We start from the raw sequence: 20,877 nt of genomic DNA, 5'->3' as shown, positions 1-20,877 counted from the left end.
AAACCTTACCAATCTCTCAATGAACTTTCCGTGTTTTGCGGGGTGCAAATGTAACTTCTGTTTTTAAATCTCACAAGCTTTTTTTAATCTTTTTTTGAAAATAAATTTTCAGTTTGATTCGTAATGCTTGTCAGTATTTTAAAGAACGTCTGTCGCTGTTGCGGGTGCAAAAGTAGACCCTTTATTTACATTTACAAGACTTTTTATTATATATTTTCCATCTTTTTTATAAGTAACTGGTTGGGTGGTTTTTACAATACGAAGTTTTTTTGATCTTTGGCTGCTTTTGTTGGGTTTGCCTGTTTTGGGTGGTTTTAATGAGTTTTGCCACGAAGGCGCTAAGGCGCGAAGGTTTCTTTTTTTGTTGGCTTTGTTTTGAAAAAGTCAGCAAAGTTGGGGTTTTACTGTTTTTTTTAAATCGCGCAATCCCGATAGTTATCGGGAGCTAAGTCGCAAAGTTTATTCTTTTGGGGCGGTTTCTTTCTTCTTATTACCAATGCTTATTCTCAAAACTACTGCCCTAGCCCCGATGGGAGGGAAAATCCTTTTGTGTCCGCCGCGGCGGACACAAAAGATTGGAAGGACAGCGGGAATAGCTCCTAATAAAAACTAAAATTCCAAATTTTAAAAATTCCAAATTCCAAAAGCTTCTCCCGATAGCTATCGGGATCGTTCAGCAGGAGAAAGTTGCTTTTCCTTAATATACATATATAAATAAACCCGGCAGAATTTAGGAAACTGCCGGGTTCATTAAATCTTACCTTATATATAGGAAGGTTATTTTTTATTGAGTGTCTTTGCTCTTGCTTCCCAATGATTCATTAGATCGTCATAGTTTACAGGATTTGCAGATTTTTGATTTGCCAAGCGACCGGATTCGAAGGCACGTAACAAAATTGTTTCTATTAGGTAGTCTTCGTTGACTTCGTAGGGTTTGTATTCGGTTTTTAGGCTAATGTCGAATAAATTGGCTGTTGTGTTGGATACAAAGGCTTTGAAACCGCTTTTTAGGGTTTTGATTAATTCATAGGTTGTAATGCCGGTTTGCCTGTGAACAAGCTTAACCAGAATTTGACCTTGCTTTCGGGAAAGCTTTTTAAGCCTTGCTTCGAATTCATTATTAAGGTAGTCTTCTACTATTTTAAAGTATTTTTTCTTTTCGCGGTTGGTTTTCAAACGTGCCATTCCGTTATTTAGAGCCGTCAATCGATCTGCGGCAAGTTTTGCGTAGGGATACACTTTATAAACCCTGTTTTGAAGGATTAAAAATTGCTTTTGCGCTTCGGGATCGAGTTTTTCTTTCGAAATAATAATCTCGGGCAATTGAATTGTATCGTTTAAAATAGAGTCTTGCTCAGTTAATATATAACCCATTTGTTGGTTTTCTTTGGGCGTAACCTGAGCCTGACTTGTTAACGAAATCAATATCAAGAATAAAATGCAGTATGTGAATCTCATTGAATCATAATTTAAGTGTAAAATTATATATTTATATACAACTCTAATACCAAATTTATAATTTAGCAAAAAAATATTTTTATGAGCACAGAATCTATCTTAAAAGATACCTCGATTGCTTTCCTGGAAAGCTACCTAAATAATGCCTCTCCTACCGGATATGAAAGCGAAGGGCAAAAACTTTGGATGAATTATTTAAAACCTTATGTAGATACTTTTATAACGGATACTTACGGAACTGCTGTGGGGGTTATTAATCCTGATGCGCCCTTTAAGGTTGTTATCGAAGGTCATGCCGATGAAATCTCGTGGTACGTGAATTATATTACTGATGATGGTTTATTATATGTTATTAGAAATGGCGGATCAGATCATCAGATCGCCCCATCAAAGAGGGTTCATATTCATACTAAAAAAGGTATTGTAAAAGGTGTTTTTGGCTGGCCGGCAATTCACACACGTTTGCGTGACAAGGAAGAAGCTCCAAAAATCAGCAATATTTTTATTGATTTGGGTTGCGAAACGAAAGAACAAGTTTTGGAAATGGGTGTACATGTTGGTTGTGTAATTACTTATCCTGACGAATTTATGGTCTTAAACGAAAATAAATTTGTCTGTCGTGCTATTGACAACAGAATGGGCGGATTTATGATTGCTGAAGTAGCCCGTTTACTTCACGAAAACAAAAAAACACTTCCGTTTGGTTTGTATATCGTGAATTCTGTTCAGGAAGAAATTGGTCTTCGTGGTGCCGAAATGATCGCTCAGACTATCAAACCTAATGTTGCCATTGTTACTGATGTTTGTCATGATACCACTACACCAATGATTGATAAAAAAGTAGAGGGTGATTTAAAAATGGGGAAAGGTCCTGTTATTGCTTATGCTCCTGCGGTACAAAATAAATTACGTGATCTGATTGTTGATACTGCCGAAGAGAATAAAATTCCGTTTCAACGTCATGCTACATCACGTGCAACAGGAACTGACACTGATGCTTTTGCTTATAGTAATGGTGGAGTTGCATCGGCACTGATTTCTTTACCCCTTCGTTATATGCATACTACAGTAGAAATGGTTCACAGAGAAGATGTTGAAAATGTGATTCAGTTAATTTATGAATCATTACTGAAAATTGAAAACAATGAAACTTTTTCTTATTTTAAATAAGAACTGATTAAAAAACGCAAATTCGGTTATTAATAATAGCTGAATTTGCAAATATAAAACTGCATGAAGATATTATTACTCGAAGACGATTTTACTTTATCTAAAGAAATCTCAGCATTCTTTACTACAAAAGGATTCGAGTGTTTCCCATATTATGATGGTTCTTTATTATTAAAAAAGTATTTTCCTTACGATTATGATTTAATAATCCTTGATATCAATGTTCCTGGTAGTAACGGAATTGAAGTTTGCAAAGGTATTCGTGAAGTTGATAAAAAAACACCTATCATTATGCTAACTGCTTTTAGCGAAATTGACGATAAATTATCTTCTTTTGATAATGGCGCAGATGATTATTTGGTAAAACCTTTTCATTTTAAAGAGTTGTATGCCCGAATTTCATCTTTGCTAAGACGAAAAGAAATTCCGCAACAAACAGAGAAAAAAATAACTATTCAGGATTTAGAAATTCTGGAGGATGACATGAAAGTTTTCCGTTCAGGCGAAGAGATCAAACTGACGCCAAAGGAATTTAAACTCATTTTGATTTTGGCTCTAGCCAAAGGAAAAGTATTATCGAAGCAGTTTATAGCCGAAAAACTTTGGGATTATCATATCGAAACGAATCAGAATACGATTGAGGTTTACATTAATTTTTTGAGAAAAAAAATAGATAAAGACCACGAAACAAAACTTATTCGGACCAAGGTGGGTTACGGATATTATTTGAGCGAAAAGGAATGACATTAAAAAATCGAATATCACTTTTAGTAAGTTTATTATTTACAATCCTTTTTGGGTTGGCTTCTACTTTGATATTTGTTTTATATTCTAATTTCAGAAAAGATGAATTCAGGGATCGTCTTGAAATTAAAGCACTTTCGAACATTAAACTTTTGGTAAATGTTAAAGAAATAGACAATCAGCTTTTGAAGATGATTGACCAAAATTCGATTAATAAACTGTATGACGAGAAAACATTAGTCTTTGATTCTAATTATAAACTTATCTATAGTAGTATCGATGATGCTAAAATTAAATGGTCGATTGATGATTTAAAATATTTAAAAAAGAATAAGACGTTTTTTAAAAAACAAGGAAACTATGAGGTTTATGGTGTTTTTTACGATACTAAAGACAAGGATTTTTATGCCTTAATATCAGCAACAGATAATTTTGGTCAACGAAGATTGCTTTTTTTGCGATATACTCTGGTGGTATCTTATATTCTTTTTACTTGTATTTGTTGGGTAATTACCTCTATTACGGTAAAAAAATTAATGAGTCCCTTAAATGCTTTCCATCAAAAAATAAAAAATATAAACGAGAATAATCTTGGTACTCGTGTAGCATCAAAAAGCAATAAAGATGAAATTGATTTGATTGCGAACGAATTCAATTTTATGATGGACAGGATTGAAATCTCGTACCAAAGGCAAAAAGAATTTACTGCACATGCTTCTCACGAACTTAGAACTCCGCTATCCAGAATTACTTCGCAAATAGAAAATGTAATTGCTGATACTAAAACCAGCAATGAGAGAAAGAGTTTTTTGATCAATATTTTATCTGATGTAAATCAATTAACGGAATTGATTAATTCACTGTTGATTCTATCCAAAATAGATAATAAAAAACATGAAAAGAATGAAGTACATCGTATGGATGAAATTTTATTTTCGGCTATTGAAAATTTAAATAAAAGCTATCCTGAATTTGTAATTTTATTTGAAATAGAAGTAAATGACGATCTGGATACTGCATTAGAAATAAACGGGAATAAAAACTTATTAGAAATTGCTATTAGCAATGTTCTTAAAAATGCTTGCGTATACTCTGACAACAAGCAAGCTAAAGTTATTATTAGCACTCAGGATAATAACTTAATCATTTCTATTTCAAACACTGGAGACACGCTAAGCGAAAACGAACAAAAACTTCTTTTTCAGCCTTTTATGCGTGGCAAAAATTCAAAAGGAACTTCGGGCTTTGGCCTTGGTTTGCGTATTGTGCAGCGTATCTTAACACTACACAAAGCAACCATAACCTACAGTGTTCCAACCAAAAACACGAATTTATTTCAATTAATTTTTCATTTGTAAATTATTTTTAAGGTTTTTTTAAGGTAGATTTTAAGGTGTCTTAAAGTCTGGCGCTATCATCTTTGTATAATTAAAAATAATACAATGAGAAAACTCTGTGCATTCCTACTTGTGCTTTTTGGTCCGGTAGTTTTGGCTCAAAAAACAGTCACCCTTCAAGACTGTGAAAGCCAATTTCTTAAAAACAATCTTTTTTTGTTGGCATCTCAATATAACATCGATGCATCGAAAGCATTAACAATTCAGGCCAGGATTTGGGATAATCCTTCCCTTACAGCAGAATTGAATGCTTACAATCCCGAAAGGAATCAATATTTTGATATTGGCAAACAAGGACAAAAGGCATTTGGTATTGAACAGCTCATTTATTTAGGCGGAAAAAAACGCAACGAAATAAAATTGGCTCAAACCAATGAAAAATTAGCCGAATTACAGTTTAATGATTTATTAAGAACTTTAAAACTGCAACTACGAAAGAGCTTTTTTACAGTATACTACAACAAAAAAAGTCTTGAAACTACAGACAATCAACTTGCCCATATTGAGGATTTGATTAACTCTTATTCTGTTCAGGTACAAAAAGGAAATATTCCCTTAAGAGATCTTGTTCGTTTACAATCGCTGTATTTGAATTTTAAAAATGAACGTATGGAAGTTATAAATGAAAATATAGAAGAAGAAGCAAACTTAAAACTATTGTTGAATTCGACTGAAAGTATTGTTCCTGATATTTCTAAAGAAGAATTTAATAAATATCTGGTAACAATTCCGTTTGAACTTAAAACTTTTCAGGATGAAGCAATTGCCAATCGTCCAGATTATTTAGCAAAGCAAAAGGATATTGAATCAAACGAAATCAACGTAAAGTGGCAAAAATCTCTTTCGATTCCGGATATAACGGTTGGTGCCAATTACGATCAACGAAGCGGAGCTTTTAATAAAGAAGCTAATTTGACTCTTGGGATTCCGTTGCCTCTTTGGAACAAAAACAAAGGAAATATCAAGTATGCTCAAACCATTTTAGAACAATCAAAAATTGAAAAACAAAATTTTGACCTGCAATTGCAAACCGAAATTACGTCGGCATGGAACAAATGGGATGAATCCCGCAAAAACTATGTGGTGATAAAACCTACTGTTAATTCAGACTTCGAAGCGGTTTACAACGGAATCCTGACCAACTTTCAAAAACGAAATATCAGTCTACTGGAATTTACTGATTTTATGGAAAGTTATAATCAGGCTTCTATTCAAATAAATGAATTGAAGAAAAAAGTAGTGCTTTCTGGCGAAGAATTAAATAGTACCATCAACAAAGATTTATTTTAAAACTAATCAAAATGAAATATAAACTAATTATAGGAATTGCTCTTGTGGGTTTATTGATAGCAAGCTGCAAAAAGGAAGTTGAAAATCCTGATACCAATACATCTTTTGCGTTAAGCGATTCTATGCTAAAGACCACTACTACAGCCGAAGCTCAAACACAGCCTGTAAAAAATGTTCTGAGTTTTTACGGAAAAATTACAGCTGATAATAATAAAATGATCGACGTTTACCCGCTTGTTGGCGGAAATGTGATCAAGGTAAATGTAGAACTTGGCGATTATGTACATAAGGGACAAGTTTTGGCTACTATAAAAAGTACTGATATTGCTGATTTCGAAAAACAGTCGATAGATGCTAAAAACGATTTATTAGTAGCTAAAAATCAAATGAAAGTGGCTCAGGAATTATTTGATGGTAAATTAAATTCTGAAAGTGATGTTCTTCAGGCTAAATCTGAAGTAAATAAAGCGCAATCTCAATTGAGTAAAATTCAGGAAACTTATAAAATTTACAATATTAAAGCAGGTTCAATATATGAAGTAACTGCGCCAATTAGTGGTTTTATCATTCAAAAAAGTATCAATCAGGATATGCTTTTGCGAAATGACCGTTCTGAAAATATATTTGATATTGCTGAGATTAGCGAAGTTTGGGCATTAGCGAATATTAATGAAATTGACATAAATAAAGTAAAATTGGGTATTGATGCTGATGTTACCACATTAAGTTATCCTGATAAAGTTTTTAAAGGAAAAGTGGATAAAATCTTCAACGTTATTGATCCGGAAACAAAAGCGATGCAAGCACGTATAAAATTGCAAAATCCGGAGTATATGCTAAAGCCTGATATGAATGCCAATATCAAATTATCTTATAATGAAGGAGAGTCAATGATAGCCGTGCCTAGTAAAGCGATTGTTTTTGATAAAAGTAAAAACTTTGTAATGATTTTTAAAGATCGTAATAACATCGAAACCAGACAAGTCGAGGTTTACAGAGTAGTTGGAGATATTACATATATATCAAGCGGTTTAAAGGAGAACGAAAAAGTCATTACCAATAATCAGTTATTTATTTATCGCGCTTTAAACGAATAAGACATGAACAAATTCATAAGAAATATTATTGCTTTTTCGCTTAAGAATAAAGCATTTACCTTTTTTTGGGTAGGATTATTGGCTGTTGCCGGGTTTATTTCTTTCAAGAATATGCCTATTGACGCATTTCCTGACGTAACCAATACTCAAATCATCATCATTACACAATGGAACGGAAAAAGCGCCGAAGAAGTTGAGCGTTTTGTAACCTCACCAATCGAAATCTCGATGAACTCGGTTCAGAAAAAGACAAGTGTTCGCAGTATTACAATGTTTGGATTATCTGTTATTAAAATTATTTTTGATGATGGTGTCGATGATACTTTTGCACGTTTGCAGGTCAATAACTTACTAAAAAATGTTTCACTTCCGGATGATGTAGAGCCGGATGTTCAGCCGCCTTACGGGCCAACCGGTGAAATTTTCAGATACATTGTAAAAAGTGACAGCAGAGACAGTAGAGAATTACTAACCTACCAAAACTGGGTGATCGACAAACAGCTTCGTTCTGTTCCCGGTGTTGCTGATTTGAATGTTTTTGGAGGGCAGACTAAAACATATGAAGTTGGTGTTGACCCAATTAAATTAGCAAAATACAATATCACTCCGCTTCAGGTTTATAATGCAGTAAACAGTGGTAATTTAAATGTTGGCGGTGATATTATCGAAAAAAACGGCCAGGCATTTGTAGTGCGTGGAGTTGGACTTTTAAAATCGATTCAGGATATTGAAAATATTATTGTTGATGATGCGAATGGAAACCCAATTTTAGTAAAAAATCTGGCTTCGGTTTACGAAAGTGCCATGCCTAGAGTTGGACAAACAGGATTAGGCAAAAATGATGATGTTGTTGAAGGTATTATTGTAATGCGAAAAGGCGAAAATCCTCAGGAAACACTAGCACTGATTAAAGCAAAAATAGAAGATTTAAACGATAATATTCTTCCTAAGGACATCAAATTAGTTACTTTTTATGATCGTGATAATTTAATGAATTTCACGACAGAAACTGTAATGCATAATTTATTTGAAGGTATTATTCTGGTTACCTGTGTTGTGTTCCTATTTATGGCCGACTGGAGAACTACTTTTACCGTTTCGATTGTTATTCCGCTCTCTTTATTATTTGCCTTTTTATGTTTAAAAATGATGGGAATGAGCGCCAACTTATTGAGTTTGGGTGCGGTCGATTTCGGGATTATTATTGATGGTGCCGTAGTTATGGTCGAAGGATTATTTGTGGTATTAGATCAAAGGGCGCACCAATTAGGAATGACGGCGTATAATAAAATCGCCAAGGGAAGTTTAATTAAGAAAACCGGAGCCGAAATGGGTAAAGCCATCTTCTTTTCTAAACTTATTATTATTACAGCCTTATTGCCTATATTCTCATTCCAGAAAGTCGAAGGAAAAATGTTCTCTCCCTTAGCCTATACATTAGGTTTTGCTTTAATGGGTGCATTACTTTTTACCCTGACTTTAGTTCCTGTTTTATCTCATATCCTTTTAAATAAAAATGTAAAAGAAAAAAATAATCCGTTTGTTAATTTCTGGGATCGCATTGTAGGTAAAAGTTTCGCCTGGACTTTTAAGCATAAAATACAAACCCTAATTGGTTCCATTTCACTTTTGGCAGTGGTTTTCTTTTCGGCTACTTTTTTAGGAACAGAATTTTTACCTCAATTAAATGAAGGAGCTTTATGGGTTACAGCAGAATTACCAATGAGCACTTCATTGCCTGAAAGTGTAAAAACAGCTGCAATAATTCGAAAAGATCTCGAAAGTTTTCCGGAAGTAAAAAATGTTTTATCGCAAACCGGAAGAAGTAATGACGGAACAGACCCTAATGGATTTGGTTTTATACAGCTTCAGGTTGATTTAAAACCAAAATCAGAATGGAAACGAAAAATTAGCATGGATGATTTAATTAACGAAATGGATGAGAAATTACGCGTTCACCAAGGAATTACTTATAATTATTCGCAACCTGTAATCGACAACGTAGCCGAATCTGTTGCAGGATTTAAAGCCTCGAATGCTGTTAAAATTTACGGAGACGATCTGGATAAATTAGACGAGTTATCAAACGAAGTTTTAGCACAAATAAAAAACATTCCCGGTATAAAAGATGCCGGAATTTTACGAAATGTTGGTCAGCCTGAAATTAGTGTTGTATTAGACAGAGATAAGATGGCGGCTTACGGAGTAACATTAAGTGATGCGCAGGCAGTTTTAGAATTAGCTTTTGGAGGAAAAACAGCAACAGAAAAATATGAAGATGATAAAAAATTTGATGTCAGAGTTCGTTTTTCTAAGGAATATCGTAAAGATGAAAATGATATTGCCGAACTTAAGGTTCCAACTATTAGTGGAATTAAAATTCCGTTAAAAGAAATCTCTGATTTAAAAACCATAACGGGACCGGCATTTATCTACAGAGATAATACCAAACGTTTTATTGGAGTAAAATTCTCTGTTCGTGATCGTGATTTAGGAAGTACCATTGCAGAAGCGCAGGCAAAAGTGGCTAAAATGAAACTACCAACCGGGTATACTGTGGGATGGACAGGAGAATTTGAAAATCAGGTTCGTGCCAGTGCGCGTTTGGCTCAGGTTGTTCCTATAAGCTTAATTGGGATATTTGTTCTCTTATTTATTTTGTTTGGAAATATTAAAGATTCATTGCTTGTTCTGGCGAATGTTCCGTTTGCCATCATCGGTGGAATTATTGCTCTGCATCTGACCAGAATGAATTTCGGAATTTCTGCTGGAGTTGGTTTTATCGCCTTGCTGGGAATTTGTATTCAAAACGGAGTTATTCTAATATCTGAATTTCATCATAATTTAAAAGCAAAATTCACTCTTGAAGAGTCTATATTTATGGGGGTAAAAGCCCGAACAAGAGCCGTAGTAATGACTGCGCTTATGGCGTCTATTGGTTTAATGCCTGCAGCAATTTCAACAGGAATTGGATCTGAGTCTCAAAAACCATTAGCAATTGTTATTATCGGAGGATTGATAACTGCAACGGTTTTAACCCTTTTGGTTTTCCCAATTATATTTTGGGTATTCAACCGTAAAAAACATATTCCAATCGAATAAAGAAATTGAAGATAGATTAATTGGTTAAATTAATTTGATTAGGTTTGAACGAGAAAGCATCATTATATTTAATGGTGCTTTTTTAATTTTACTAAATATTACTTCATTATCTTGCGTGCTATTTTTATTACATATAAAACCTTATGAAGTATATTTATTTTTTATTGAGCATTTTTTTTATTTCGCTGCTTGCCTCTGTTATCAACCCAAAAGAAGGTTTTACTTGCTTTCTGGAAGTAATTCCTGCTATTATTGGATTTTTAATTTTAGCTTTCACTTTCAAAAAATTTAGGTTTACCAATTTTACTTATACTTTAATACTCATTCATTGTATCATTCTGTTCATTGGCGGACATTATACTTATGCCGAAGTTCCGTTTTTTGATTACATCAAAGAAGTTTTTCATCAAAGCAGAAACAATTATGATAAAGTAGGTCATTTTGCCCAAGGACTGGTTCCCGCAATGATCATAAGAGAATTATTTATTCGAAAACAGGTAATCCAGAATCAAAGTTTTTTCAACTTTATTATAGTATCTATTTGTCTTGCTATAAGTGCAGCATATGAATTTATCGAATGGTTTGTATCTATAGCAACCGGAGATGGTGGTGATGCTTTTTTAGGTACACAAGGATATGTTTGGGATACACAATCGGATATGTTATTTGCTACAATTGGAGCAATTGTGGGATTAATTCTATTTTCGAAAATACAAGATAAACAAATTCAAAAAATAGACTTTTAAGAATCTTCTGTTTTTTAAGGAGCTATTCCCGCTGTCCTTCCAAATCTTTTGTGGTGAACCCCACCACAAAAGGATTTTCCCTCCCATCGGGGCTAAAAAAGTATCCAAATAAAAAACGACCTTCTGCTCAAGGAAGGTCGTTTTGTATACTAACTCAAAAACTCTATTTAAACTTTTATTTTACCTCTTTCAAGATGGCGATAGCCTCAGTTGCATTTGATAATTGTGCATATTTTAAAGCAGTAAATCCTTTTTCATTTCTAACAGAAGCATTTGCTCCGCTTGCCAATAAAACTCTTAAAATATCTACTTTATTATAACGGGCAGCTATCATCAAAGGTGATAAATCTTCTGATATTTCGTTTACGTCAGCTCCGTATTCTATTAATTTTTTAACAAATTCAAGATCTCCCTTACCTACTGCCACGTTTAGTGGAGTTGAGAAACTGTGTACGATTTCCATTTGTGGTTGTACAAATGATGATTGATTTGAAGCCATTGAAACATTTGCAAATGCAACTAAAGCTACTCCTAAATAAATGATTGAATTTTTCATAATGATTGATTGTTAATTGTTGATTGATTAATGATGATTTTTAATTTCTATGTAAATATAATTCTAATTCATGTATTATGTATAACAAAGTACTATGTTTTAACTAATTCTTAACATTTAGATAACAAATGTCGTTTAAGCTTAAAATTTATGTTATCTCTTTTAAAGCTTCTGTATATATAGACGCGATCTTATTCAAAATGTTACAGTAAAAATGAAAAATTATCAAAAAAAAATAAAATGACTTTTTATTTGATAATACACTGATCCAAAAATGAAAAAACATCAGTATAACTGATGCTTTTTTCTAGTCTTATTTTGCATTTTTTAAAATTGCAATAGCTTCAGTTGCTTTTGCGTACTCTGCGAAATTTATTGCTCTTAAACCTTTTTCATTCTCGATTCTGGGATTAGCTCCGTTAGCCAATAAAACTTTAATGATTTCAAATTTATTAAAACGGGCTGCCAACATTAAAGGTGACATATCTCTAACCAACTTATTTACATTGGTTCCGTATTCAATTAATTTTTTAACCTTTTCAATATCTCCCTCACATACGGCGTAATGTAGAGACGATACTTCATCAGCAGGAGAATCGATTGGATCTTTTACTAATTGCTTGATATTCGATGCTTTTGACACTTGTGTAGACATAGCAATGGCTATACCTAAAATAATTACTGATTTTTTCATGTTGATTGATTGATTTTATGATTGATGTAAAAATTAAATTAATGCTTAAATGTCATTCTTAATTTTTTTTGATTACTATAGTAGTCGCCTAAACAATCAAATATGTTACACACAAATGCAAAAAATTATAAATAAAAAAAGTGCAACTCAGAGAAACCCTTCATTGCACTTCTATTTACTACTCTACTATATTTGTTCTAAATTGAACTTTTTAGTGAAAATTTACACAAAAGAAAATGCCTTGCTATTAGTATAACAAGGCATTTTTATTTTTAAAAGTTTACGTTTAAATAAGCCCGAAAACTACTCTTTAGTACTTAAATACTCTATTACGTTTTTCTCAATACGCTGATCGATATTTGCAATATCTGCCTTAACGAATTTTTCTCCTAAAATATTTTCATACAATTCAATATATCTTTCAGAAACTGATTCGATATAAGCGTCCGTCATCTCCGGAATTTGTTGTCCGTCCTGCCCTTGAAAACCATTTTCGATCAACCAACGACGAACGAATTCTTTAGATAACTGTTTTTGTTCTTCTCCTTTATCTTGTCTTTCCTGATATCCATCGGCATAAAAATAACGAGAAGAATCCGGTGTATGAATTTCATCAATTAAAACAATAACTCCATCTTTTGTTTTTCCGAATTCATATTTAGTATCTACCAAAATCAATCCGCGTTCAGCAGCAATTTCTGTTCCTCTTTGAAACAAATCACGAGTGTATTTTTCTAAAACAATATAATCTTCTTCAGTAACAATTCCTTTAGCTAAAATGTCTTCACGAGAAATATCTTCATCATGAGAACCGTTGTCTGCTTTTGTAGTTGGTGTAATAATTGGTTCAGGAAACTTATCATTTTCCTTCAAACCTTCTGCCATAGTTACACCACAAATTTTTCTTTTTCCGACGGCGTACTCACGGGCAGCGTGTCCTGAAAGATAACCACGAATAACCATTTCTACTTTAAAAGGCTCACATAAATGTCCAACAGCAACGTTAGGATCCGGAGTTGCAATCAACCAGTTTGGTACAATATCCTCTGTCAATTCCATAAATCTTGTTGCAATCTGATTCAGAATTTGCCCTTTGTACGGAATACCTTTTGGTAAAACCACATCAAAAGCCGAAAGTCTGTCGGTTGCTACCATTACCAAAAGTTCGTCATTAATATTGTAAACTTCTCTAACTTTTCCACGGTAAACTGATTTCTGATCTGGAAAATTAAAATTTGTAGTTGTGATTGTATTGCTCATTATTGCTAGATGTGTTGTTTTTTATGAATGCAAATTTAAAACTAATTAAAAGAGCAAGCAAGTTTTTCAGTATTCAGTTTTTAGTCTCAGTTTACAGTCTCGGTCTCAGTCTATTCTTTGTGCAAGCTTTGTCAAAGTTTTAAACCAAGATTGTAAGGTACTTGTTTTTAAACTTTCACAAAGTTTTTTCACTTGTAAACTTGTCAGACATTGCCCGTGGTTTCAATCACGGGGTGCAATATTATCACGTGTCCTATTGTGTTCCCGTGGTTGAAACCACGGCTATGTTTGAAGATAGAAATTAAAGTATGTTACAACTTTGTGATTTATGAAATGATAAAAATGAGTATATCAACTTTAAAATTAGACTTTTGCAAAAATCATTTAGAGTATTGCTTTAAAACTTTGACAAAGCTTTACTGCAGTTTTCTAAACACTCTGTCAACTGCTTTTCACTGTGACTAAAAACTGAGACTTAAAACTGTAAACTTACTTAAGAAGCGTCGAATTAAATAAATTCAAAATTCTGCTGTATTCGTCAATCCAGGAATAGGTTTCTTTAAAACCGTGAGATTCAACAGGGAAAGATGCAAGAGTCCAATTTTTCTTTTGTAATTCTATAAAGCGTTGTGATAAACGTACAATGTCTTTATATTCAACATTATCATCGACCATTCCGTGTAGCATTACCAGATTTCCTTTTAAATTATCTGCATAATAAATAGGAGAACTTTTTTTGTATGCTTCAGGATCTGTTTCCGGAAAATTTAGAATATTGCCTGTATATCCGTGATTATAGTGTGCCCAATCTGTAACAGAACGTAATGCTGCCCCTGTAGCAAATTCGCCTGGAGTCGTCAGCATTCCCATTAGAGTAATAAATCCACCGTATGAACCTCCGTAAATCCCTACTCTATTGGCGTCAATTCCATATTTTTCTACTAATATTTTCTTTCCGTCAAGATGGTCAGATAAATCTTTTCCTCCCATAAAACGGTAAATTCCAGTTCTAAAATCACGTCCATAACCGTCACTTCCACGATAATCAATATCTAAAACTGTGTATCCTAAGTCAGTCAACAAATTATGAAACATATATTCTCTGTAATAATTACTCCAATAATTGTGGGCATTCTGCAGATAACCGGCACCGTGAACAAAAATCACAGCAGCTTTGTTTGCGTTTTCTGATTTTGGCGTATATAATCTTGCGTTTACTGGGGTTCCATCTTGTGCATTGAATGTAATAACTTCCGGCTCTCTCCATTTGTACTTTTTAAAGTCATCAGAAACCGAAGAAGAAATTTGTTGTAAAGTCGTATTCTTTTTATTGTCGGCAACATAGAAATCCCAAGGAATATTTTTATACGAGTAACGAACCAAAAGTGATTTTTCGTCAGGAGAAACTACTACTTCATGCGCTCCGTCTTTAGTTAAAATTGGTTCTAAAATACCTCCGCTTGCAGCTAATTTATAAAAATTTCTATTTCCCGGATGTGTTGTATTTGTGGTTAAATAAAATGCCTTTTTATCTTTAGATAATGTTACATCACGAACTTCCCAATTTCCAGTTGTAAGTTGTGTTTTCTTACCTGATTTTATATTATAAGTATACAAATGCGAATATCCTGTGGCTTCAGACTGGAAATAAATCGTCTCATTATCTGCCAGAAAACCTAAAACTCCAGAATCAAAAGAATAGGACGGAATTCCAGGACCAGCGATCCACGCATCGTCATGTTGATGTTCAATTTCTTTAAAGATTCCGTTTTCAAGATTTAAATTTACCAGCCATCTGTCTTTATTATCCTGACTTCTAATCTCTACAATTGCCAAAGATCCGTCTTCGTTATACACAGGAGCCTGACTTGTAATTAGTTTATCTTCTTTAGCTTTATTTTTTAAATTCTCATACGATTCATAATACTTTGGACTGTCCTGAATATGACTTAAAGTCGAAAAGTTGACGTAATAAACCGTATCTTTTGCTACAGAATAAATTCCGAATTTCGTTTTTACCAAATTTGAGGTAGATACTTTTTCTTTGGTCTCTGTAGTTTGATTATAACCATCATCTGTTATAAAAACTTCCATTTTCTCTTTTTTTACATCCGATTCTTCTACTAAACTAAAAGTGGCAAAATTTCCGTTTGGATTTGCTTTAAGATTAAAAAAGTTGTCTTTTCCATAAAAATATTCTTTTGCAAAATCAGATTTTATGGCTTTACTTTTGGCAAGATTCCATTGTTTTTTAGCTTCCTTGTCTTTAATAAATTGAAACAACTCTTTTTGTTGTGTTTTCAAGAAAGAATCTTTCTCTGGAGTTTTCTCTTTTTTAGTTCCTTTGACAAAATTAGTTATTTGCAGAACCGTTCCTTCTTTAGTATTGTACTTGAAAATGTTATCATTTTGTTCAAAAAACAATATGCCGGCCGTTGCGCCCAATTCAAGATTAGAAACTGGAGTACTTTGCTGAATAATTTTCTTTATCGTTTTGGTACTAATGCTATACGAATACAAACCTCCGTTATCTGTATAATAAACAATATCAGAATTTGTTTTTCTTTTAAAATCAATCTTCGAAAAAGCAGCTTCTTTAGGTTCGGCCAAAAAAGGTTTTGTTGCTCCTTTTTGCCAGAAATAAGTACTTGCACCTAAATCATTAGTCGGATTCCATTCAAAATAAACCTTTTTACCATCAAGGGACCAACGTCCGTTTGTGGGTTGATTTCCAATAAAAGATTCCCCTTTCATGATTTCTTCTAATTTCAAATTTTGGCTATAGCCTGTTATTGAAAAAACTAAAAAGGCAACGATAAAAATGTTTTTTGTCATGGTATTCGTTTTTTGAGAAAACAAAAATACACTTTGAAAATTACTAAAAAAGTTTTTTTGCCATTTGCTTGCGAAATCACTTGTAAAATTTTCATTTCATAAAAAAATCCCTGAAGAATTAACTTCAAGGATCTCTTTTTTATCAAAAGTCTAAAATTGTAATTTCGTCAATATCAAACTTCTTACTATTTATAAATTAGCTCGCGGCGAATTCTTTATTTAAAATTTTCGATGCAATATATTGTGCTACACCATCTTCTGCATTGGTTTTAATGACTTCTAGTTTTGGTAAAGTTTCCTTTAATAAAGCAGGAGCATTTCCCATAATTAAACCTTTTCCTGATGCTGATAACATTTGAACATCATTGAAACCATCACCAAAAGAAACTGCCTGATCAAGAGTAAATCCTTGTTTTTCAAGAACCCTTTCAATCGCAACCGCTTTGTCAATAGATTTGTCCATAAATTCTAAACAAGTTGGTAAGCTAAAAGCATGATGCAGATATTCTGAAGAATGGGCTAAAATATCATCTTTTAATTTCACTAATTTTTCATGATTATCACAGGAGAAGAAAATTTTAATTGCTCCAAAATCTTCCAGATTTTTATAATCAACCAATTCAGGATGGTACTTCAAGTCAGCCTGAAAAGCATTTAATTTTTCGCTCCATTTATTGGTTTGCCAAACATTTTCCTTAAATAAAACAACTGTAATTTCAGGATCGATTTCGACATTTAATGCTGCTTTTACCACATCACTGTCTAAGTTAAAAGCAAAAAGTTCTTCTTTTTCTGGTGAATGAATTCTGGCTCCGTTTGAACTTACCAAATAAACCGGAATTTCAAGAGTTTCGATAATTGCCATTGCATCAAGATGATGACGTCCTGTAGCCACTACAATAAGATAATTTTGATTGTGAAGTTCCTGAAAAATTGATTTCGTATAATCTGATATTCTGTGTTGAGGGTTGAGTAAAGTTCCGTCAAGGTCACTTACTACAACTTTTATATTTTTTAATTTTGTCATATTAAAGATCAAGTATTTATGATGTGCAAATTTAAGGCTTTACTCACAGAAGAGCAAAGATTATAAGCCGTAAAAACCCGAAAAGAGCGAAGTTTATTATTTATTTAACTATTTCATCAAATAGTAAATTATAGTTAATTTAAACTTTTATAATTCCGGATTTGTATAAATTTAATGCTTTCCTAATGACCATTTCAATTTGTTCCAAAGGCAAATCTTCATCAGGATTTAACAACATAATTTTCATTCTAGAACGATTTTCCTGAATTAAAAACGATTCATCAAAATGTTTTCCTTCAACGATTGCTAAATACGGCTGTTTGAATTTCTTGTGTGTCCATAAATAGCAAAACATTTTTCCTTTATAACAAAAAAACGGCATTCCGTATTTTAGAACGTTAGTAATGTCCCGGTCTTGTTTTAGAATAATTTCTTTTAATGCCAAAAACATACCTTTTGTAGGCTCTTCTTGTTTAAAGTAGAAATCATCTAGTTGTTTCATTACATTTATTTGTAAATTCCAATATTTAAAAAATTCCAAATTCCAATCACAATACTAGCAAAAATTACGCTCAAAAAAACTTAATTATCTTCCCTTTGCGGGGCTTCAACTTCGCTCAGTGTGACAATTGAACATCAAAACTAATTCAAAAAAATATTCGTTTTCCACATTTCTATAAAAGATGATGCAGAAAACGAATACTAATAAATGTCAAAACACATTTTACGGTTTACATTTGACATTCTATAAAATTAATCGTGATTTTCTATTTGTTTATAAGCATCAATTACCTTTTTCACTAATCTGTGGCGTACGATATCTTTATCATCCAGATAAATAATTCCAATTCCGTCAACGTCTTTCAATACCAGAATTGCTTCTTTAAGACCTGAAATAGTTCTGCGTGGTAAATCGACCTGTCCGGGATCACCCGTAATCATGAATTTGGCATTTTTTCCCATACGGGTCAAAAACATTTTCATTTGCGAGTGTGTGGTATTTTGAGCTTCATCCAGAATTACAAAGGCATTATCCAGCGTACGACCACGCATAAATGCCAATGGCGCAATTTGAATAATTCCTTTTAAAATGTAATCTTCGAGCTTTTCGTTGGGTAACATATCGCGCAAAGCATCATAAAGAGGCTGCATGTACGGATCTAATTTTTCTTTCATATCGCCGGGTAAAAAACCAAGATTTTCTCCTGCCTCTACCGCCGGTCGCGTTAATATGATCCTTTTTACTTCTTTTTCTTTAAGTGCTTTTACAGCCATTGCAACACCAGTGTACGTTTTTCCGGTTCCGGCAGGACCTACAGCAAATACCATATCATTTTTTTTGATGGTATCTACCAGTAACTGCTGGTTAGGTGTCATGGCTTTTATTATTTTACCGCCAACTCCATGAACTAATATTTTGTCATGATCGTATGATTTTCTTTCATCCTGACCATCACTCATTATTACGCGTTCAATTACATTATCGTCAATGTTGTTGTATCGGGTAAAATGAAGCATAAGCCTCTGAAATCTTTTTTCGAATTCATCTAAAACTTCTTTTTCGCCAAATGCTTTCAAAGTGGTACCTCTCGCAACGATTTTAAGCTTTGGGTAATACTTTTTAATTATTTCAAGATGAGTGTCTTGAGCGCCCCAAAAGTCTTTTGGAGCGATGTCTATGAGCTCGATAATTCTTTCGTTCAAATGAGTTAATTTTAAATTAAAAATAAATCAGTTTTATAATCTGTGGTTGTCGGGTGTTTTATCTTAAAATTACCGTTTTTAACAGCGGTAACATTTTTAAAATCATTTTTGTTAAAATACTGAAAACTGAAACTGAAAACGGTGACGACTTTATATTTTATCGCAATTTGTCTTTTCTTTCTTTCAATTTGATTTTAGTATTCTTAGATTTGCATTTCTCAAATTTAATGAAAATTAGATTTAAATACTACCAATAGTTATAAACAAAATTATGTCAATAATTACCCTTACTACCGATTACGGCTTAAAGGATCACTTTGTGGGTTCGCTTAAGGGTAAGATTTTATCTGAGTATTCAGAAGTTACAATTGTTGACATTTCGCATGACGTTGATCCGTTTAACACTGCAGAAGCAAGTTACATTGTTGGAGCTTCTTATTTGAGCTTTCCAAAAGGTACAGTGCATTTAATTGGAGTAGATATTGAACGTAATAAAGAGAATCAGCATATTGCCATGCAATGGAACGACCACTACTTTATTTGTGCTGATAACGGAATCCTAAGTATGCTTACGCAGAAAATCGTTCCGCAGAAAATTGTCGAAATCAATATTCATGATCGTTTTCCTATTGAATTCAGTGATTTGGATATTTTTATACAAGTGGCCTGCCATATTGCAAAGGGCGGTTTATTGAATGTTATTGGAAAAGAAATTTCAACAATTAAAGAAATAACCGAATTGCAGGCTGTAGTTTCAAATGACGGAAATTCATTAAAAGGCTACGTAATTTACATCGATCACTTTGGGAATATTGTTACCAATATTTCGAGACAGCAATTTCTTGAAGTGGCTAAAGGTCGTCCGTATGAAATCGTAATGAAACCAAAAAACATCAAAACGATTCTACCTAATTATTCTGCAATTGCTACTTCGGATAAATATCCTATTAAAACTTATGAAGGCGAAAAACTAGCCATTTTTAACGAAGCCGGATTTCTCGAAATTGCCATTTTCAGGAGTAATCCTTCAAAAGTTGGTTCTGCAAACAGTCTTTTAGGATTGAATTATCGTGATGTTATTACGATTCAGTTCCTTTAAAATTTTAGATTTTAGATTGTAGATTTTAGATTTGATAATGCTGGAAACTTGGAATTTGGAATTTCACAATTCGAATTTTAAAATTTTATTAAAAAGAACAATCAATTTTGGTACTTTTGCGCGCGTATTGAAGATTTTTCAATCTAAAATCAACAATCTAAAATCTAAAATTGTATACATGTTCGTTAGAATAGTAAAAATGAGTTTTCACGAAGAAAAAATTCCCGATTTTCTGGAGAATTTTGAAAGTGTGAAAGACAAAATACGAAATGCTGAAGGAAATCGTTTTTTAGAATTGTATCAGGATAAAAATGATAAATGCATCTTTTTTACTTACAGTTATTGGGAAACCGAAGAAGATCTAGAGAATTACAGACAATCTGAGCTTTTTAATACTGTTTGGAGTTTTACAAAAAAGCTATTTAATGCAAAGCCTGAAGCGTGGAGTGTGGATAAAATTGCTTCTTTAGCTTAAAATTGTTTCAGGTTTCAGGTTTCAAGTTATATGCTGGATCTGAAAATCAGAACGATTTAACCGCAAAGGACGCAAAGAAAATATTTAAAAGGGTTAGAAAACACAAAGTTCGCAAAGCTGGAATTTGAAACCTGAAACTTGAAACAGTAGTAAACAAATAATATAAAAGGTTTAGAAACGAAAAGTTCAAAGTAAAGTAACTTGAAACCTGAAACAAGAAAAA

At 32.9% G+C, this 20,877-nt stretch carries 17 protein-coding genes; 9 read left to right on the top strand and 8 right to left on the bottom strand.

Features of this window, described 5'->3' with window-relative positions; all coding sequences use genetic code 11:
- Nucleotides 1–777: 777 nt before the first annotated feature.
- Nucleotides 778–1,458, bottom strand: a complete 681-nt coding sequence (locus FLP_RS05540; RefSeq protein WP_065448520.1) for a DUF4294 domain-containing protein — start codon at nucleotides 1,456–1,458, stop codon at nucleotides 778–780.
- Nucleotides 1,459–1,539: 81 nt separating this feature from the next.
- Between FLP_RS05540 and FLP_RS05535 the strand changes: the two genes are divergently transcribed.
- The 7 genes from FLP_RS05535 (at nucleotide 1,540) to FLP_RS05505 (ending at nucleotide 11,004) form a co-directional block, all read left to right on the top strand.
- The gene (locus FLP_RS05535; protein WP_065448519.1) at nucleotides 1,540–2,628 is read left to right on the top strand and encodes a M42 family metallopeptidase; all 1,089 of its coding nucleotides are present in this window, start codon (nucleotides 1,540–1,542) and stop codon (nucleotides 2,626–2,628) included.
- Nucleotides 2,629–2,691: 63 nt separating this feature from the next.
- A complete protein-coding gene (locus FLP_RS05530) occupies nucleotides 2,692–3,372 on the top strand; it encodes a response regulator transcription factor (RefSeq protein WP_065448518.1) in 681 nt (226 codons plus the stop codon).
- The gene (locus FLP_RS05525) at nucleotides 3,369–4,730 is read left to right on the top strand and encodes a sensor histidine kinase (RefSeq protein ID WP_065448517.1); all 1,362 of its coding nucleotides are present in this window, start codon (nucleotides 3,369–3,371) and stop codon (nucleotides 4,728–4,730) included. The genes FLP_RS05530 and FLP_RS05525 overlap by 4 nt, the downstream gene beginning before the upstream one ends.
- Before the next feature lie 84 nt (nucleotides 4,731–4,814).
- Nucleotides 4,815–6,059, top strand: a complete 1,245-nt coding sequence (locus tag FLP_RS05520; protein WP_065448516.1) for a TolC family protein — start codon at nucleotides 4,815–4,817, stop codon at nucleotides 6,057–6,059.
- A gap of 11 nt (nucleotides 6,060–6,070) precedes the next feature.
- On the top strand, nucleotides 6,071–7,156 hold the full coding sequence (locus tag FLP_RS05515) for an efflux RND transporter periplasmic adaptor subunit (protein WP_065448515.1): 1,086 nt from the start codon (nucleotides 6,071–6,073) through the stop codon (nucleotides 7,154–7,156).
- 3 nt (nucleotides 7,157–7,159) lie between these two features.
- Complete coding sequence (locus tag FLP_RS05510) at nucleotides 7,160–10,258, top strand: efflux RND transporter permease subunit (protein WP_065448514.1); 3,099 nt, start codon at nucleotides 7,160–7,162, stop codon at nucleotides 10,256–10,258.
- A 143-nt stretch (nucleotides 10,259–10,401) separates the two neighbouring features.
- Nucleotides 10,402–11,004, top strand: a complete 603-nt coding sequence (locus FLP_RS05505) for a DUF2238 domain-containing protein (RefSeq protein WP_065448513.1) — start codon at nucleotides 10,402–10,404, stop codon at nucleotides 11,002–11,004.
- Between the two features lie 175 nt (nucleotides 11,005–11,179).
- On the opposite strand, the gene FLP_RS05500 is transcribed toward FLP_RS05505, so the two are convergent.
- The 7 genes from FLP_RS05500 to FLP_RS05470 form a co-directional block, all read right to left on the bottom strand.
- Nucleotides 11,180–11,560, bottom strand: a complete 381-nt coding sequence (locus tag FLP_RS05500; RefSeq protein ID WP_065448512.1) for an ankyrin repeat domain-containing protein — start codon at nucleotides 11,558–11,560, stop codon at nucleotides 11,180–11,182.
- A 313-nt stretch (nucleotides 11,561–11,873) separates the two neighbouring features.
- Complete coding sequence (locus FLP_RS05495) at nucleotides 11,874–12,254, bottom strand: ankyrin repeat domain-containing protein (protein ID WP_065448511.1); 381 nt, start codon at nucleotides 12,252–12,254, stop codon at nucleotides 11,874–11,876.
- Between the two features lie 303 nt (nucleotides 12,255–12,557).
- The gene (locus tag FLP_RS05490) at nucleotides 12,558–13,514 is read right to left on the bottom strand and encodes a phosphoribosylaminoimidazolesuccinocarboxamide synthase (RefSeq protein ID WP_065448510.1); all 957 of its coding nucleotides are present in this window, start codon (nucleotides 13,512–13,514) and stop codon (nucleotides 12,558–12,560) included.
- 489 nt (nucleotides 13,515–14,003) lie between these two features.
- The gene (locus FLP_RS05485) at nucleotides 14,004–16,349 is read right to left on the bottom strand and encodes a S9 family peptidase (protein ID WP_065448509.1); all 2,346 of its coding nucleotides are present in this window, start codon (nucleotides 16,347–16,349) and stop codon (nucleotides 14,004–14,006) included.
- A 196-nt stretch (nucleotides 16,350–16,545) separates the two neighbouring features.
- Nucleotides 16,546–17,376: a Cof-type HAD-IIB family hydrolase gene (locus tag FLP_RS05480; protein WP_065448508.1), complete on the bottom strand. Its 831-nt coding sequence runs from the start codon at nucleotides 17,374–17,376 to the stop codon at nucleotides 16,546–16,548.
- 139 nt (nucleotides 17,377–17,515) lie between these two features.
- Nucleotides 17,516–17,878 (bottom strand): DUF1801 domain-containing protein, encoded by a 363-nt coding sequence (locus FLP_RS05475; protein ID WP_065448535.1) that lies wholly within the window; start codon nucleotides 17,876–17,878, stop codon nucleotides 17,516–17,518.
- A 251-nt stretch (nucleotides 17,879–18,129) separates the two neighbouring features.
- Entirely contained in the window at nucleotides 18,130–19,080 is a 951-nt protein-coding gene (locus FLP_RS05470) for a PhoH family protein (protein WP_042566466.1), read from the bottom strand.
- A gap of 271 nt (nucleotides 19,081–19,351) precedes the next feature.
- On the opposite strand from FLP_RS05470, the gene FLP_RS05460 reads away from it, so the two are divergent.
- Together FLP_RS05460 and FLP_RS05455 are read left to right on the top strand one after the other, a co-directional pair.
- The gene (locus FLP_RS05460) at nucleotides 19,352–20,179 is read left to right on the top strand and encodes an SAM hydrolase/SAM-dependent halogenase family protein (RefSeq protein ID WP_065448506.1); all 828 of its coding nucleotides are present in this window, start codon (nucleotides 19,352–19,354) and stop codon (nucleotides 20,177–20,179) included.
- Between the two features lie 178 nt (nucleotides 20,180–20,357).
- Nucleotides 20,358–20,654 carry a putative quinol monooxygenase gene (locus FLP_RS05455; protein WP_065448534.1) on the top strand — a complete coding sequence of 99 codons (297 nt, stop codon included), beginning with the start codon at nucleotides 20,358–20,360 and terminating at the stop codon, nucleotides 20,652–20,654.
- Nucleotides 20,655–20,877 lie beyond the last annotated feature (223 nt).

It is taken from the genome of Flavobacterium piscis, assembly GCF_001686925.1.
Taxonomy (GTDB): Bacteria; Bacteroidota; Bacteroidia; order Flavobacteriales; family Flavobacteriaceae; genus Flavobacterium; species Flavobacterium piscis.
The sequence above is the reverse complement of the archived record's forward strand: the minus strand, read 5'-3'. Positions and strand labels throughout refer to the sequence as shown.

Excerpts from the sequence above, each read along its gene's own strand:
- FLP_RS05540 (WP_065448520.1), bottom strand. The coding sequence starts at position 1,458 with ATGAGATTCACATACTGCATTTTATTCTTGATATTGATTTCGTTAACA.
- FLP_RS05535 (WP_065448519.1), top strand. The coding sequence starts at position 1,540 with ATGAGCACAGAATCTATCTTAAAAGATACCTCGATTGCTTTCCTGGAA.
- FLP_RS05530 (WP_065448518.1), top strand. The coding sequence starts at position 2,692 with ATGAAGATATTATTACTCGAAGACGATTTTACTTTATCTAAAGAAATC.
- FLP_RS05525 (WP_065448517.1), top strand. The coding sequence starts at position 3,369 with ATGACATTAAAAAATCGAATATCACTTTTAGTAAGTTTATTATTTACA.
- FLP_RS05520 (WP_065448516.1), top strand. The coding sequence starts at position 4,815 with ATGAGAAAACTCTGTGCATTCCTACTTGTGCTTTTTGGTCCGGTAGTT.
- FLP_RS05515 (WP_065448515.1), top strand. The coding sequence starts at position 6,071 with ATGAAATATAAACTAATTATAGGAATTGCTCTTGTGGGTTTATTGATA.
- FLP_RS05510 (WP_065448514.1), top strand. The coding sequence starts at position 7,160 with ATGAACAAATTCATAAGAAATATTATTGCTTTTTCGCTTAAGAATAAA.
- FLP_RS05505 (WP_065448513.1), top strand. The coding sequence starts at position 10,402 with ATGAAGTATATTTATTTTTTATTGAGCATTTTTTTTATTTCGCTGCTT.
- FLP_RS05500 (WP_065448512.1), bottom strand. The coding sequence starts at position 11,560 with ATGAAAAATTCAATCATTTATTTAGGAGTAGCTTTAGTTGCATTTGCA.
- FLP_RS05495 (WP_065448511.1), bottom strand. The coding sequence starts at position 12,254 with ATGAAAAAATCAGTAATTATTTTAGGTATAGCCATTGCTATGTCTACA.
- FLP_RS05490 (WP_065448510.1), bottom strand. The coding sequence starts at position 13,514 with ATGAGCAATACAATCACAACTACAAATTTTAATTTTCCAGATCAGAAA.
- FLP_RS05485 (WP_065448509.1), bottom strand. The coding sequence starts at position 16,349 with ATGACAAAAAACATTTTTATCGTTGCCTTTTTAGTTTTTTCAATAACA.
- FLP_RS05480 (WP_065448508.1), bottom strand. The coding sequence starts at position 17,376 with ATGACAAAATTAAAAAATATAAAAGTTGTAGTAAGTGACCTTGACGGA.
- FLP_RS05475 (WP_065448535.1), bottom strand. The coding sequence starts at position 17,878 with ATGAAACAACTAGATGATTTCTACTTTAAACAAGAAGAGCCTACAAAA.
- FLP_RS05460 (WP_065448506.1), top strand. The coding sequence starts at position 19,352 with ATGTCAATAATTACCCTTACTACCGATTACGGCTTAAAGGATCACTTT.
- FLP_RS05455 (WP_065448534.1), top strand. The coding sequence starts at position 20,358 with ATGTTCGTTAGAATAGTAAAAATGAGTTTTCACGAAGAAAAAATTCCC.